The 16,544-nt window shown below is 42.0% G+C and carries 12 protein-coding genes; 1 reads left to right on the top strand and 11 read right to left on the bottom strand.

Features of this window, described 5'->3' with window-relative positions; translation table 11 throughout:
• Positions 1-397 precede the first annotated feature (397 nt).
• The 4 genes from ppc to AAEY80_RS05350 all read right to left on the bottom strand — a co-directional run bounded on the left by ppc (position 398) and on the right by AAEY80_RS05350 (position 8,268).
• Entirely contained in the window at positions 398-3,178 is a 2,781-nt protein-coding gene (gene ppc / locus AAEY80_RS05365; protein WP_350587998.1) for a phosphoenolpyruvate carboxylase, read from the bottom strand.
• A 269-nt stretch (positions 3,179-3,447) separates the two neighbouring features.
• Complete coding sequence (gene lldD, locus AAEY80_RS05360) at positions 3,448-4,590, bottom strand: FMN-dependent L-lactate dehydrogenase LldD (protein WP_101211584.1); 1,143 nt, start codon at positions 4,588-4,590, stop codon at positions 3,448-3,450.
• 202 nt (positions 4,591-4,792) lie between these two features.
• Complete coding sequence (dld, locus tag AAEY80_RS05355) at positions 4,793-6,499, bottom strand: D-lactate dehydrogenase (protein WP_350588007.1); 1,707 nt, start codon at positions 6,497-6,499, stop codon at positions 4,793-4,795.
• Between the two features lie 65 nt (positions 6,500-6,564).
• On the bottom strand, positions 6,565-8,268 hold the full coding sequence (locus AAEY80_RS05350; RefSeq protein WP_350587997.1) for an L-lactate permease: 1,704 nt from the start codon (positions 8,266-8,268) through the stop codon (positions 6,565-6,567).
• A gap of 293 nt (positions 8,269-8,561) precedes the next feature.
• Between AAEY80_RS05350 and AAEY80_RS05345 the strand changes: the two genes are divergently transcribed.
• Positions 8,562-9,467 (top strand): LysR family transcriptional regulator, encoded by a 906-nt coding sequence (locus AAEY80_RS05345; RefSeq protein WP_025652016.1) that lies wholly within the window; start codon positions 8,562-8,564, stop codon positions 9,465-9,467.
• Positions 9,468-9,610: 143 nt separating this feature from the next.
• Here AAEY80_RS05345 and AAEY80_RS05340 read toward each other — a convergent pair whose 3' ends face one another.
• The 7 genes from AAEY80_RS05340 to otsB all read right to left on the bottom strand — a co-directional run bounded on the left by AAEY80_RS05340 (position 9,611) and on the right by otsB (position 16,469).
• Positions 9,611-10,291, bottom strand: a complete 681-nt coding sequence (locus AAEY80_RS05340; RefSeq protein WP_350587996.1) for a DUF421 domain-containing protein — start codon at positions 10,289-10,291, stop codon at positions 9,611-9,613.
• Between the two features lie 265 nt (positions 10,292-10,556).
• The gene (locus tag AAEY80_RS05335) at positions 10,557-11,231 is read right to left on the bottom strand and encodes a glycosyltransferase family 2 protein (RefSeq protein WP_101211586.1); all 675 of its coding nucleotides are present in this window, start codon (positions 11,229-11,231) and stop codon (positions 10,557-10,559) included.
• Between the two features lie 40 nt (positions 11,232-11,271).
• Positions 11,272-12,069 carry a class I SAM-dependent DNA methyltransferase gene (locus tag AAEY80_RS05330; RefSeq protein WP_025652013.1) on the bottom strand — a complete coding sequence of 266 codons (798 nt, stop codon included), beginning with the start codon at positions 12,067-12,069 and terminating at the stop codon, positions 11,272-11,274.
• Positions 12,053-12,913 (bottom strand): PIG-L deacetylase family protein, encoded by an 861-nt coding sequence (locus tag AAEY80_RS05325; protein ID WP_025652012.1) that lies wholly within the window; start codon positions 12,911-12,913, stop codon positions 12,053-12,055. Before AAEY80_RS05325 ends, AAEY80_RS05330 begins: the two co-directional genes overlap by 17 nt.
• Complete coding sequence (locus AAEY80_RS05320) at positions 12,901-13,983, bottom strand: acyl-CoA dehydrogenase family protein (protein ID WP_350587995.1); 1,083 nt, start codon at positions 13,981-13,983, stop codon at positions 12,901-12,903. The genes AAEY80_RS05325 and AAEY80_RS05320 overlap by 13 nt, the downstream gene beginning before the upstream one ends.
• Before the next feature lie 18 nt (positions 13,984-14,001).
• The gene (locus AAEY80_RS05315; RefSeq protein ID WP_350587994.1) at positions 14,002-15,579 is read right to left on the bottom strand and encodes a trehalose-6-phosphate synthase; all 1,578 of its coding nucleotides are present in this window, start codon (positions 15,577-15,579) and stop codon (positions 14,002-14,004) included.
• The gene (gene otsB, locus AAEY80_RS05310) at positions 15,576-16,469 is read right to left on the bottom strand and encodes a trehalose-phosphatase (RefSeq protein ID WP_201578501.1); all 894 of its coding nucleotides are present in this window, start codon (positions 16,467-16,469) and stop codon (positions 15,576-15,578) included. The genes AAEY80_RS05315 and otsB overlap by 4 nt, the downstream gene beginning before the upstream one ends.
• Between the last annotated feature and the right edge of the window lie 75 nt (positions 16,470-16,544).

Genomic DNA, 16,544 nt, shown 5'->3' with positions numbered 1-16,544 from the left:
TGCTATTCGGTGATTCCCACATGCTTTGTATTGAAGTATTATCAAAGCAATTGTCATGTTCTGATCTTTATCTTTAGCCTCTAAAATTATTGACCCCTATAGTCAAATCTATATAAACAAACTTGATATATTTTAGTTAGGCAGCCTGACGATAGAAACTCACCCACATCTGCATCCGTAATCTAGAGCTCAAAGGAACTACTAAAAACTGACTTATTCCATCTATTATCATTTGTCATAACGTTTCTTATAAAGATAAAGATTAGTTCCTCATACAGACATTCAGCTACTAGTATAGCTGAATGTCTAAATTAGTTAACCCTACACTTCTTCAACCTTCCTAAGTTGATTAGAGTAAAGTAATGTATTTAGGTATCTGAATGTACTTCTCTAGCAATCATCCCGTATTGCGCAAACCTGCTGCCAAAGCGTTAATACTACGGATTAATGGACCCTCAACATCAAGCTCATCATGATTGATGACGCCTGTAACGTCTTTTTGTCTGGCACGTTTTAACAGCTCGATTTGTATATAATTAATCGGATCTAAATAAGCGTTTCGCCACTGTAGTGAGGCGGCAAGATTCTGCTGGTGCTCTAATAACGATGTTTGGTTAAGCAAGGAATTTAAACCAGAAGAGGTCAGCTGGTGCTCATCGATGACCGCTTGCATAATTTTTTCACGTAACGCCTCATCGTCACATAACTGGCTATAAGCCTGAGCGATATTCATCTCAGATTTGGTAAAAGCCATTTCGATATTGCTGATAAATACGCTAAAAAATGGCCAATGCTTATTCATCTCTCTCATTAACTCTTCTTCCTCTTTAACGCTCTGTAACGCACTGCCGACGCCATACCAAGCAGGTAAGGTGAAACGCGCTAATGACCAGCCAAATACCCAAGGAATTGCCCGTAAAGTCGTTTTGCTCGGCAAGCCTTTTTTGCGATGCGCGGGACGTGAGCCAATATTTAATAAAGAGATTTCTTGCACAGGGGTCACCTGTGAGTAGAACTGATAAAACCCTTCAGTATTATCAGTCAGTTGACGATAATGCTGTTCACCCGCGTCTGCCAAACGCGCAAAGAGTGCTTCATAATCTGGCAGCTCAGCGGGTTGCACAACGAATCTGGTAGAGCAGGCTTTCAATGTACCGGTGATGCCCATGGTCAGCTCAAATACAGCGGTGTCGGTGTTGGCATATTTGGCATAGAGTACTTCGCCTTGCTCAGTGACTTTAATTTCTCCATGCAATGTACCCGCTGGTTGTGCGGCAATCGCGTTATGCGTTGATCCGCCACCACGACTCACTGAGCCACCACGACCATGGAACAAGCGCGTTTTGATGCCGTATTCTTCAGCGATACGATTGATAGTTTGCTGCGCGCTATACAGCTGCCATGCAGAGGTAATGATACCGCCATCTTTTGATGAATCTGAATAGCCAAGCATGATTTCTTGGGTGTTATCTGAGTGCGCAAGCAGTCCTCGATACAGTGGATTATCCAACACGGCAGGTAGAATCTTGTCAATATTTTTAAGATCTTCAATGGTCTCAAACAAGGGTGCAACGGGCAAATCAGCAGATAACTGTCCTGCCTCATCAACCCTGCACAGGCCAGCAAACCGCATCAATAATAAAACTTCTAATAATTGACTGGCATTATTAGTCATCGAAATAACATAACTGCCAAAAGTCTCTTGCCCGACCAGCTTACGTAATGTCGCCACTGAGTTCATCAATGCCAATTGTTCACGTGTTTTATCAGTCAAGTTATCAGTATAAATGAGCGGTGTACCAGGCTTTGCAAGCAAACGAGTCAGCCACTCTTGGCGCTCGCTTTCACTCAAAGTTTGATAATCTGGCAGATTAGAGGCACTGGCAAAAATATCGTCAATCACCTCACTATGATAAGACGACTCTTGACGGATATCCAGCGCGGCTAAATGAAAGCCACAGGTTTTCACCAGACGAATAACGTCAAGCAATAAGCCATCGCTATGAGCAGTATCATGGCCATTCACGCTCTGACGAATAATACGCAGGTCTTCTAACAGCTCTTGTGGGTCGGCGTAGGCATCTTTTTCAGCCTCGCTATCACTACCTTTGCTTTGAATATGGCTATTAGTCGATTTTATTTTGGCAAGAATAATCGATAACAGTCTTCGGTACGGCTCATTGTTGTAATCGTCAGTATTGTAATCAAAGACTCGTCTGTCGAGCTCACGATAACTTTCAATTTTTGTATACACGTCAGGTTCGATAGCGACAATTGTATCGCTGTGAATCAGTTCACGACGCAATTTTTTGATCAACACTTGATAGTGACGCAAGACGGTATTGGCATGCATCAATACGGCCATTTCTGTGGTGTCATGAGTGACAAAGGGATTGCCATCTCTGTCACCACCGATCCAAGAACCAAAGCTCATGAACGCCGGTAAGGGATAGTCTGTTAGCTCAGGATAGATATCAACAATGGCGTCTTTAATATTACGGTAAACTTTGGGAATGGCGCTGAATAAACTGGCATTGAAATAATGCAGGCCATTATTGATCTCGTCATAGACTAAAGGTTTACGCGTCCGTACTTCATCAGATGACCATAATAAATCAATGGTTTGCGCCGTTTGTTCTTTCGCTTGCTCATAGGCGAAACTGTTTTCAGGAAGATTATTCAAAGCATCGCTATGCTTGAATAAACTCTGCAATAGATTCATCGTCGTACGGCGACGCGCTTCAGTAGGATGGGCGGTAAAGACAGGGATAAATTTTAGCTGATCAATCAGCTCTTGCATTTGGGCGGGTTCAATATTGCGCTCACGACATTCAAGCAGCGTACGCCGAAACGAGCCTTCCCAGCTATGTTCCGATTGCATACGCAAGGCTTGACGTTGTTCTCGTAAGTAATTCTCTTCACTTAGATTGGCTAAGAAAAAATAGATAGAAAAGCTGCGGATGACATTTTTTAAGGTTTGGTTATCTAATGAGGCTATGAAGTCGATGAGTTGTTGCTGGTTCGCTTCGTTAGGCGCGCGTCGTTGTTGGATAAAGCCTTTGCGCAGGGTTTCAATCGTATTAAGCGTTTGTTCACCCGTTTGCCGAGAAATCGCCTCTCCTAGAAATGAGCTTAATAAGCGGATGCGTTCGCGTAGTACGTGGTTATCAATAGTCATCCTTGATCTCCTGATCAAATTCATTAAAAATAGTCGTGCCGTCTTAAATGTAGGTTTTCTATGGTGTAAGCCATTTAACCTGTTTATGTGGATCTCGAAGCTCTCGCTTCTCATCAGCCAAGACGTTGCTAGCTTTAGGTATTAATCATTTATTTTTTGGTGATACTGGGTCAGCCATTCCTGTAATGGTATATCTGTCTATCCCTAGTCAGCCAACAATATTATGAGTTTCATTATTACGATTGATGACTAAACTAACGGCTTCAAGTTTAATTCTCCAGCTTTACTAAACAGTCAGAATTAATATCAGCAATCGTTTTGGCACCAGTCAAGGTCATTGCGACGCGTATTTCTTTATCTAGCAGTTCTAACAAATTGCTTACCCCTGCACCGCCATCCGCTGCTAAAGCATAAATAAAAGCGCGCCCTAGCATGCAAATATCAGCGCCTAAAGCTAACATGCGCACAATATCTAAGCCATTGCGTATTCCAGAGTCGGCTAAGATTTTAATCTCTCCTTTCACCGCATCAGCAATAGGAGGCAGCGCCCGTGCACTGGATAAAACACCGTCTAGTTGTCGTCCACCATGATTGGATACGACTATACCGTCTGCCCCAAAACGCACCGCATCTTTGGCATCTTCTGGGTCCAAAATACCTTTGATGACCATAGGTCCATCCCAGTACTCACGAATCCAATCTAAATCTTTCCAAGAAATAGAGGGATCGAAGTTATTACCTAGCCAGCCTATATAATCTTCTAGCCCTGTTGGCTTGCCTAAATAAGTAGAGATATTGCCCAGATCGTGCGGACGGCCATTTAGTCCTACATCCCATGCCCATTGCGGATGCGTCACAGACTGTAAGTAACGGCGCATAGTGGCATTTTTACCGCTCATGCCAGAGTGCATATCTCGGTAGCGTGCGCCTGGTACCGGCATATCCACCGTAAAAACCAAGGTCGAGCACCCCGCAGCTTTGGCACGCTCTAAGGCGTTTTTCATAAAGCCTCGGTCTTTTAATACATAAAGCTGAAACCACATTGGACGGATGATTTTAGGCGCCACTTCTTCAATCGGACAAACCGAAACCGTCGACATGGTAAACGGAATGCCTTTTTGATCGGCTGCCATAGCGGCTTGTACCTCCCCACGACGTGCATACATACCTGTGAGACCGACTGGTGACAATGCGACAGGCATTGATAGGGTTTCGTTAAATAATTGCGTCTCGAGACTGAGCTGTGACATATCATTCAGTACACGTTGCCTAAGAGCAATTTTTGATAAATCTTCAACATTACGCTTTAAGGTATATTCCTCATAAGCACCGCCATCTATATAATGAAATAGAAATGGTGGCAGTCGGCGCTTGGCAGCAGCCCTGTAGTCGTTTGGAGATGAAATAATCATACGCTTACCCTTTTTATGCTGTTAGATATCTATGTAATATTTTTGAATCTCTAATGGTGTGTTGATTAGTGCCAAATGATATATCTTTTTTTATTCTAGCTTTGTACTCGTGCTTCAGCATAAAGATCAGCGATAGAATGCTTAATCATAATGAATAGAACTGACTTGCTTTTGAAGCATAAAGCTCAGCCTACACTAACTATTACACACAGCACGAGCAGTTGCGTTTATTTTTTGATGTTTTACCAATGCCAGGATTAAAGCTATTGGTTGGGTCTAGGCTTTTATAGAAATTCTGCAAATCAGGCTCTGCTTCGTATAGATGCCCTACATTATGCTCAGCAGGATATTTGGCTCCGCGTGCGCTCAATAGCTCTAACATCATCTTTTTAACAAGGTGTGCATCACTGCCCTTCTTCAAAATATAATCTTGATGAAACACATAGCAAAAGAAGTGTCCGTAATACAGCTTCATCTCTAAGTGTTTTTCAATTTCTTCAGGTAGGGTTTCAAGCCATTCTAATTCATTACGCGGTATGGCAATATCTAATGCCAATATCTCACCAACTTCTTTTTCATGTATGATTTCATAGCGTAATGCGGCACCGGCTGCCGCAAAACGATTTAAAAGCGCGCTTTCTGACTCTTCTTTACTACATTCAAAATAGCTACCGGTTTTTGATGCCGCAAAAAACGACTGCAAAAATTCTTGAGCTTCCACTATCCCGTCATCACTCATTTTTATTATGAGATGATGCTCGTACTTATCACGGTACGCTAGCATGCGCTCAGGTAAATGTTTTGGAAATAAGTTAGCTATAAACTGCATGACTTTATCGGTGAAATGCTTTGGCATCCACGACCACTTATGAAATTTAGCGTCAATAGCGCCTTTGATAGAGAATAACCTTGGTAAGGCATCTGTGCCGAGATGCTTGATACTTAAAAAAGTGTCTTTACCGTATTTAGCGGATACATCAAATATATCGCGATGCATATATTCGCCAACTTCGGGGGTATTTTTGAAAGTTGATAATATCTGCCTTCTTAACTGGGCAAGCTCACTGACACTATTACTGCCTATATAGAAAGCTTTCTCTTTTGTAGCGGTTGGATAAGTATCTAGGCGTACTGCAAATACCGCCAACTTGCCTGCACAGCCACTGGCTTCATACAGTCGGCGCTTATCAGCATTAAAGCGGCTTGGCGTACTTGCATCAATATCTTTTACTCTGGCGATATATTCTTTGTCTGATGCCATCTTGCCACTATCAGGTAATTCTCTTTTATCAAAATTACCATTTTGCAAATTAGTCAGTATTTCTTCTGGCGTATCACCTAGCTCTACGTCTAGATGATTAACCAATACCAACTGACCTTGTGTGTTAATCTGCGCAAACAAAGCCAACTCAGTGTAAGCAGGGCCTCTTTTTACCAAGGACCCTCCCGAGTTATTCGAAATCCCACCAATAATAGACGCCCCTAAAGTCGAGGAACCAATCACCGAATGCGGCGCTCTATTCACCGCTTTCAGCTGACTTTGTAGTTGGTGTAGAGTCGCCCCAGCCAAACTGATTACTTGCTCATTATCATTTATCAAATACAATTGGTCTATTGCCAGCGTATTAATCACCACAACTGGTCTATCGTAGTCATTACCGCTCGGTGTTGAGCCTTCAGTCAGACCTGTCTTAGCCGCTTGCATGATAATGATGCAGTCGCCTTCAACGCATACTTCTAGGCTACGCCAAATCTCCAGCAGTGTTTGCGGAAATAAAACGGCTAAGGCACTGCCACCACCAGAGCGCCACCCCATTCTATAGTGCTCATTTTTCTCTGGATCAGCCTGTACATTACTAGCACCCAGTAATTGTGTTAGCTTGTCTAGTACTTGATCAGCACTAAGCATGCCTTGAGAATCGCGATTTGACGAAGATATATGATGCTCCTTATCTTGTGATTGTGTGTCATTCATCATGCTAAGGGCCCTTGAAAACCAAAAATGTAAATGGCGGCCATGACGATGATGCCACAGAACAACACATAGTATATGGTGGGTAAAATAGTACGCCTAAGTGTGGCGCCCTCCATACCAAGTAAACCCACCGTTGCTGATGCAGCCACCACGTTATGTATGGCAACCATATTACCGGCTGCGGCACCAACCGCTTGCGCCGCGATGACTAGAGAAGGTGAAATATGTAAGCTCATGGCGGCTTCATATTGGAATTGACTAAACATCATATTAGATACGGTATTAGAGCCTGCGATAAATGCACCTAAAGCACCAATGGTTGCACTAATCAATGGAAAAACATTGCCAAAAGTACCCGCAAACAACTCGGCACTGGCGACTGGCATACTCGCCACATCTGATAAGTTTACCCCTGAATTGATAAAGATTCTGACCATTGGAATCGTAAAAACCAGTACAAAACCAGCTCCTAAGACCGTTTTAGTTGATTCTTTAAAGGCATTATTTAGTGCACTACCTGGTTTTTTGGTTTGCAGAGCAGCGGCAACCAAGGCGCTTATTACTAACAAGCCTCCAGGTAAGTACAGAGGACTAAAACTAGCGCTTACATCTGCCTCTCCTAAAACCGTCGTAAAATCTAACGTTGCACTGGTTAATAAGGATTCAAATCCAGCGAATACTCTTGAGCACACCAGTAAGACTGCAACGAGTAAATAAGGGAACCACGCCATAACCGCAGACATCTTTTTACTGGTTAAATCAAGCGTCACATCTTCTTTACTGACCACCAGTTTACCCATCCATTCGCTTGGCCAGTTTTTCTGAGGCGCAAAATCCCAAGTTGTTTTTGGGACTAAAAACCCTCTTTTAGCAGCGTTTACAACAATGGCTATACTAACTAAACCTCCGACCAGTGAAGGAAACTCTGGCCCTAAAAAAACACCGGTTATCATATAAGGGATTGTAAATGCCAAGCCTGCAAAAATCGCAAACGGCCAAATAGCGAAGCCTTCTTTCCAGCTTTTATTCTTACCAAAAAAGCGGGTGAGCATCATCACCATAAAAAGTGGCATAAACGTACCAATGACACCGTGAATAATGGCGACTTGACTGGTAATCAGTTGTAAAAAGTCGCCCCACTGTAGTCCTTCTTGTGCCAGTTGAGCGCTAATGGCCGCTTTATCTAACCCATTATTTACCCCAATAACGATAGGCGTACCGACCGCACCAAATGATACAGGTGTACTTTGTATCATCATGCCCATCAACACTGCACCCAGCGCTGGAAATCCTATCGCCACCAGCAAAGGCGCAGCAATAGCGGCAGCTGTACCAAAACCTGAGGCACCCTCAAGAAAGCAGCCAAAGCACCATGCAATAATAATGGCTTGCACACGCCTATCTGGCGATACATTGGTAAACCCAGCACGGATAACGGCGATTGCACCAGTATTTTTCAATGTATTCAGCAAAAAAATAGCACCAAAGACAATCCACAACACCGAGACAGTTATCACCAAACCCTGAATAATAGATGATGACACTCGGTTAAGCGTCATATCCCATATAAAAATGGCAAGCGCAGCGGTAACAGCTAAAATAATTGGCATTGTTTTTTTGGCCGACCATTGCAAGCCTATAAGAAAAATACCACAGAGAACGATTGGCAGTAATGCCAACAGCCCATATATTGTTTGATTCAAAATTACATCCTTTTGATTGTGTGATCTTCCTTGAACCAAGTCATCGCAGCCTTTATTTTGACGACTCAATGATGACTAAGTTGTATTAAACATTCACAAACAGGGACTGCTAATTTATCCAAGCCGTCTTGTAGACAAAACCGAGCACGACTTGCGACAGTCTATGGCCCATGTTCAAAAAGCCCTAAAATAGTCTACGCCTTGTTAATTAATTGATATATTGCATCAATGGACAATGTTATTTTCCTTTTTTGCTATAATCTAATCCGCATTACGCCAATTGGAGCACAAGTATGGTCAAAGCTGACGATATGGTTTTATTTGTCCAAGTTGTTGAGGAAGGGTCATTTTCTAAAGTCGCTGAAAAGCTATCATTAACCAATTCAGTAGTGAGCAAGCGCATTGCAAGATTAGAAGAGAACTTAAATACTCAACTCATTTATAGAACCACTAGAAAGTTGAGCTTAACCGATGCCGGCAGGACGCTTTACGACAAAGCTAAAATTGCTAAACATGCCTTTCAGGAAGCTGAAGATGCAGTAACGGGTTACAGCGAGGATATGAAAGGCACCATACGAATAACCCTGCCTGTGGTCTCTGCAAATTTGATATTGAGCGAATCTATTGCTGAATTCTGTAAACAACATCCTGAAATATCGGTGGATTTACAAATTACCAATCGCTTGGTTGACTTGATAGAAGAAGGTTTTGATTTGGCAATAAGGACCGCTGAGCTTGAAGACTCATCGCTCATTGCAAGACGTCTTATAGATAGCCGATGGGTGATATGTGCGACGCCAGACTATTTAAAGCGATATGGTACGCCTCAAACCCCTGAAGAATTAGACAATCATGAGTGCATAATCTATAAGTTAGATAATACCTCTAACAACATATGGCCAGTATGTATAGACGGCACAGAGCAATTAATGCCTGTCCATGGTAGGTTTCATAGCAATCATCTTAGTGCGATTAAACAAGCCACGCTCAGCGATTTAGGCATTGCTTTTTTGCCCCAAGCGTTGGTCCATGAGGAGATACAACAACATACACTTACTCAGATTTTGCAACGGTTTACACGAAAGGAACTGGGCATGTATGCAGTATATCCTAAGGCCAGGCAACCAGATCAAAAGTTAAAACTGCTCGTTGCACATTTGCGAGACTCATTACATCGGAAACAGGCTTACTACTGCTAAGTAAAAAGCCTGTTTTGATGTCTATAAAAAGATGAATGAAATAAAAAACTAATAGAGCCTTTCCTAAAAACTGTGTAACTGCTTATAATCCAATAACAGGAGAATAAGCAGTTACACAGAATTCAGGATAGCCTCTGCCGAATTTAATTTACGATCTTAGTACTAAGAGCCTTAGCCCAACCTACTGAGTGTTGACAACGGCTACATTCTTCATTTAGATCTGATATATATTTCACATAACCACAATGCATACAAGCGTAGGGCTGCCCATTCTCTATGGTTTTCGCTGCCTGAAACTCTTTGGGGAAAATAGGTAGCCCATACTGGGTCTCATTGCGTGGAAACAATAGTACACTAAACTCACCATCTGTTTCGAGCAATCCTGTCTCTACTTGTCCTAAATGACGCACGCCATATTGACGCATTTCAGCAAAGAACTCATCATGAGACATTTTATCTTTCTTAACATCTTCAAGTACAAACAAGCCATTTTCAACGATATAAGTAGCTTTGCCTTCTAGTAAATTCTCAAAAACCTTATATTTTGCGGTAACCCAAGTACACAATCTATAAAGTAGCAGCACAATACCCATGATAAGCACAGCTTGAATAAGCGGCAAATCTTTAGTGAACATGGGGTCACCAGCGATAGATCCCAGTGATAGAATAATAGTTAACTCAAAAATAGAAAGTTGGCGAATGCCTCGTTTACCCGTGAATCGTAGAAACGAAATAATCATAGCAAACATCACTATCACACGTATGACGATTTCAGCGGCAAACGACCAAGTCGTGTCATAGATAAAAATACTAGCCCAATCCATTAATTACCTCCCTGTGTATAATGTCTAGACCCTGATCTAGATTAAAGATGCTTTAGTTTTTATGATGTTGAAGAAGATTTAGTTTGAAGGTATTGAGGTAAGACGCCTCTCCCTCCTTCTTAAACTTTACGCACTTACTGGTATGAATATAGCTGTCTGAGGTTTGTAAGCTGTCGATTAAGCTTGTTTGACAGGATTTCTAATTAATATTTTTGAAGTATATCCACATTCAGTAATAAGTAAGTAAAATCTGATAGTGAGTATATTAATATAAATTATTGTTTTCTAGATTAGCTAAAAACACTGCAAAACCTTCTGTCGCCCGAGCTTTCAAGCGGCTACTGGTCAGCACACGAACGCGATTGCTCCAAGTAATAGCATAGCCTTGGTCTTCAAACTTTTTAACCAAATCCACATCTTCATGGCATGGCAGATGCGTAAAGCCGTCAACAGCTAAATAAGCCTCGCTGTTAAAACTTAAATTTGCCCCATGAATATGACGATGTCCCATCCTATCTTGATAATGAGCGATATAATCTTCGCGCGTTTGCGGCGTCAAATGTGCCCAGCTATCAATGTCTACCACGCCGCAAATCATATCAGTCGGCTGATAGATAATATGTTCAATTTGCTGTACCAACCAATCCATAGGCACAACTGAATCAGCATCTGTACAGGCAAGCCATGTCGCACCATTTTCGATCGCATAACGAATTCCAATGTCTCTCACTTGTCCCACACAGTGATAGTTACAGCATAGATAATCAACGCCCGTGGCCTTAACCAATTTCTGCGTATCATCAGTACAACTATCGAGGACCACCAGCGGGTACGCCTTAATGGTTGAAGGTAATTGATCGATAGCAGATTGCACTGATGCTAAGCATTTAGCGATAGTCATCGCCTCGTTATGAGCAGGAATTACAATACCGATTCTCATATCTCCTACCTTTGCCTATTTTGCTGAATGCTACACTTTGTCATACCAAGTTTTCTTGCATAGCTACCGAGCTTGGGGAGCGTTGCCAAACATCTAATAAGAAATCGCTGTCTATTATTTTGCTTTGATGAGTGAACGTAACCTGATGCTTCTCATTATTTGTGAAATTAAAAACATCGTGCAAGCGCTGGTGCACGGTCTCACCTGTCATCGTGAAACCCTCAATAGCATACCGCCAATGACAGCATAGTAATGTACCGCCTACAGCAAGGTTTTGCTCAGTCCAAGCGATTACTGTGTCAATATCATTGGGTGATAAATAATATAAAATCTCACTAATGACAATTAAATCAAAGGGCGGCTCATTAACAGGTGTACTAATCGATAAAAGATAAGTATCCCAAAGGGCATCTTTTAAAGTCAATAATCTATTGGGAATAACCCCTTGTATCACCTTAACATGAGGTAACTCTGCTAAGCGCTCTTTAGCAAGTTGCACCGCCTGCTGATTGCCATCAATACTCACCAAAGCATGACAACGTTGAGCCAATAGTTCACTCAGTACGCCGTTGCCACAGCCTAATTCAATGCCATGCTTATATTGAGATTGCGGCAGTATCGCTAGACACATATCACGTTTTCGTTTTTCATACCAACGAGTTTGATACTGCCATGGATCGGTATTGTCATTATATAACGCGTCAAAATACGATTCTGAATAAGCAGCTAATTGGTTGCTAATAGCAGTACCGTCAGCGGAGACAGTTTTAGAATACTCTAAACTATCGACTAAGTTACTGATATCCATTGGTGGCTTAGGTTTAGGGGTGTGACTCATATAAATAGACTTCCCAAGGTTGGCTGATTCTAGCAATCGCTTTCGCCGATAAGATTGGTGGGCTTCCCGTGCTGTCATCTGCAGTAATTTGACTTTTAAAGCAGGTGATGGCTTGGAGTTTACGCTGTAATTGCTCAGTGGTTAAATTAACTCTCATTGCACAGTGCCAAGGGATACGGCTATCGCCAGGTTTTGCCCAATGCCACGCCCAAATTAATACTTGATAACAAGCTAGGTGCTGCTGCTTGGCAAATGAAGCGACCACTTGTCCAGTTGCCTCATGATCAGGATGTCCGTCATTTATAAAAGTGGTTATTAAAATATCCTCAGGTTGAATAATTGCGGATAATTCTTGGTGAAACTGATCTTGTTGGGCAAAGACATTGCCATCTGCTAAATTTAGAGCCATAGTCGTGACCTGATTAGCCACACCCAATACTTCCAGCGCTTTAACACTTTCTTGTGGTCGGATAGTATCAAGGCTTTCTTGAGAATAAATTTGCGAGTTCGGATGACTTTGTGTGCCATTGGTCACGTGAATAAGAACAATAGGATTGCCATTTGCTGCCAGTTGTTGCAACAGACCCCCACAGCCTAGTACTTCGTCATCAGGATGCGGGGCGAAGATGCAGACTCGTTGATAGGGCGTAAAGCTTTTTGTAATCTCCAATTGAGTCAAATCTTGCAGCCCTACCCAATTTTGCCAAGCTTCTTGACTGGTGCCATCACCTTCAATAACACGGTCACCCACGATCGGATGGTTACCTTCAAAAATAGCAGCATTCGCGACGGCATCATCTTTGGGTATAAGCTTTGTAGTGTTAATAGATACTATAGTTGCCATATATTATCCTGCCTGTCTGTTAACTCATTGGCTAAAACGCTAGTTAACTCACCGATTTTCTGTAAGTCAAAAGCGCCATGGCTTTGGCGGATAAACACGGGCAGATCCGCTGACAATCTTGCAAAATGAGCATTGCGACAAAATGGCGCTGCGCCCAATGCCTGTCCGACAACCTCCACTACTTGGCGAGCGACTTGCTCAACTTGTGACCTTAACTGGCGTATGGCAAGTTCATGGCTGATCTGTGGCTGACTATCGATTAAATCAGCAACATAATGAAAATATTTCTGAGTAACTGCCAATGCCGTACTAATTTGACCCAAATACATGGCTTTATAATCGTTTGGCTTTTGCTGATAAGCACTGATTAAATAGTCTGCTAGGTAAGACGTTGCTCCATACCAGCAAGCCGCAACGCCTGCCGCCCCATGCCAAAAACCCACCCGTTCTAGGTATTCATTGGCTCTCCCAACTTGAATAGCCGATACTTCATGGAACTGTAATGTCGCTGTATCAGTGGCTTTCATCCCTACCGCTTGCCACTCCTCGTTATCAATCTCAATACCAGATTGCCTCATATCTACGACAAGCAATTGCGCTTGATCATTGGCATTACGATACGTTATGAGTCCATGATCTACCATATTGGCCCCTGAACACCACGCTTTGGTACCACTGACTTTTCCTTGCTCATAACCTATAGGATTACCTTCTGCTGCCCAAACAGCCCACCACCCTAGATCCGCTTTATCGTAGCCTACTTCATGTAAAATGCTTAGCGCATCCAAGTGCGACTCAAACCATTTTGCAATCGTTAAATCAATCCCTGCCACATAGGCCAGAATCTGCCAACGGCTCAACGTACCTGAGACTTCACTATTTATAGGGCTAGCGCCACTTGCCGGATGCGGGATTTTATCGCTATAGGTGATTAAGGTTTTTAAGATATTATGACGTAAAGTATCAGTTAAGCTAAGTGTACTAATGGCTTGATTATCAGCCAGCAAGTTATTTTCTATACTGGCTTTAATCTCTGATAATAAAGAGTTTTTTGCATTTAGCAGTAACATGAGGCCTCCTAATTATCCTTATGAGTCAGATATTGGAACTGAGATAGGGTTCAAGCGATCCGTTTGATGCTTTTTGACATCATACAAATCATTTAAAAAATTCTGCTGCCAAACCTGTAAGTCATCTTGTTGTAGTCCCTGTAGCAGCGATTGATAGCGCGACTGCCGCTCATCTAACGGCATCGTCAAAGCAATGCCTAAACCCTCTGTCATACTTTTTGGCTTATGTGGATCGATAATAATCGCGGCTTGCATTTGCTCGGCCGCTCCTGCATAACGTGAGAGCAATAACACGCCAGGATTGTCAGGGTTTTGTGCGGCAATATATTCTTTGGCAACCAGATTCATACCATCTTTAAGCGAATTGACCCAGCCGATATCACTTTGCCAAAATATGGTCATTAACGTCTCGTGGCTTATGACACTCTCACAATAGTTGATCGCTTGCCAACTACCCATAGTATTCTCATTTTCAGAAATATCATTTCTACACTTGCTGAGTGAGAACTGTTGATTTATATCATTAACAGCAGTTTTCACATCGTCATAGAGACGCTGATAAGTAGGCACATTTAGGCGACTAGGACAGGCAATTTGTACTAACGTCAGCTGATTCTGATATAAAGGATTTTGCTGTAAAAAATCGCGGTATGCCGAAAAACGCTTTAACAACCCTTTTGAGTAATCGATTCTGTCCACCGCAATAATTTTTTGGGCAGCAGATTTTATAGTGTTTATATTCTGATTGGCTTTAGCATATTGCAAGGATAAATGGCTAATTTGCTGCTGTATTCTTGTCACATTTATGCCGATTGGATAGGCATCAATCCGCAAATAGTGAGGATAATTTAGACCTAAGTTAAGCATAACCTGCGTATTTTTTGACTGAGTAGAGGTACTAAAACCTTGCGGGGCATGTAAGACGTTTATTAGCAAATCTTTTAAATAATAATTGCATACAGCAAAGCAGTTGGCTCTCCCTTGCTGAGTTTGTGTACCAAGCACGTCATAATGAGCAAGATGCCTAATGAGCTCACTGCTTTTATCAAGTGATTGCCAGAAAGGTAATGAGACAAAGGGGATGTGGAAAAAAAAGCCGATACGATTGCAAATACCCAGCTGCCTACAATGATATGCCACACTTAAAAAATGATAATCATGCACCCAAATCACATCATCAGGCTCAATAATCTTCTTTAATTGTTTGGCAAAAAGGCGATTTACCGTTTGATAGCCTGCGTAATCCTCTGGCGCTTGACTAATTAAATCAGTTCTCTCGTGCAATAATGGCCACAGTACATTGTTGGCAAAGCCGCAGTAAAACTGCTGATACTGCTCAGTGGTAAGTGCAGTGGTCATATAAGTGATGAATATATTGGCACACGGCGCATCAGCGCCTGATAAAGCAGTTTGTTTGATACTACTAAATTCATTAGTATAATCATCATTATAGCGCTCGACAATTTCACCATTCCAGCCCATCCAAACGACTGATTTTCCGTTTAATACGTCTTGCAGTGCTATTGCAAGTCCACCTGCCATTGGGTTGTTATCAGGCATTTTGACCCGATTAGACAAGACGATTAAGCGGCTCATACCACGTGTCTCCCTCTCACTCTCACGGTTTCTTTTACTAACTCATTATGTTGTTGGCAAAGGCTTAAAAGGCTATCTAGTAAAACAGTCACCTCATGAGTGTCATGGACGTAGTAATTGGCATGAGTAGGCTCACAACCGACCTTAATCCCCATCCCTTTTATTAACTGTGAGTCGTCTTCTAGCAATTTACTGTCACCTTGTACAGCCACAAATCCTGCTTCATCAGTAATATCATCACCAATAAAAATAGGAAAAAGAGGCTTAGGGCTCTGTATTTTTTCTAATAAGGTTAGAATGGCTGTGCCTTTACTCACTCCTTTCGGCACTACTTCCCATACATATTTACCGGATTTCAATGACCAATTATTATGAGTTTTTAAGGTTTCTGTCATGATGGTATAAGCCACATCGGCCAAAGCATGATTTTTTCGGAAATGGAGCGCAACGGAATAGGGCTTTTTTTCTATGATAAGATTATTGTAGGGTCTACAAGATTGAATGATAGCCTGCCTTATTGTCGCAAGCTCGATGGTATCAATAGATACGATATTTTCATCGTTACTAATACTATCATCATCAAACGCTATTTCTAATCCATGAGTTGCTGCGATTGGTAATGTTAAAGGAAACAGCATTTGCTTTGCTTCAGCCAAACTGCGTCCTGTCACGGCAGCAATTTTTACGCCATGGTTTTGTATCTTTTGTAAAAGTATTAAGGTTGCATTTGGGATGAAGCTGTTTTTAGGATTAAGTGTGAAATCGGCTAACGTGCCATCTATATCTAGAAACAAACAGTACTCTTGCTGATGGAATAAATGGTCAGCAAATTTTTCTGGCGAGATATAGATAGGTTCCCTATTTATGCTGGGGCTTCGTCCTGAAGTCACGTTTCTTCCTTTTTAATGTAGCGTCATGTTTCAGACAAATATGCCATACATTCGAAATAATTTGCGTATCAAAAG

The sequence above is a fragment of the Psychrobacter sp. 78a-MNA-CIBAN-0178 genome (genome assembly GCF_040309625.1).
GTDB classification, from domain to species: Bacteria; Pseudomonadota; Gammaproteobacteria; order Pseudomonadales; family Moraxellaceae; genus Psychrobacter; species Psychrobacter okhotskensis.
This window is presented reverse-complemented; position numbering and strand designations above follow the sequence as displayed.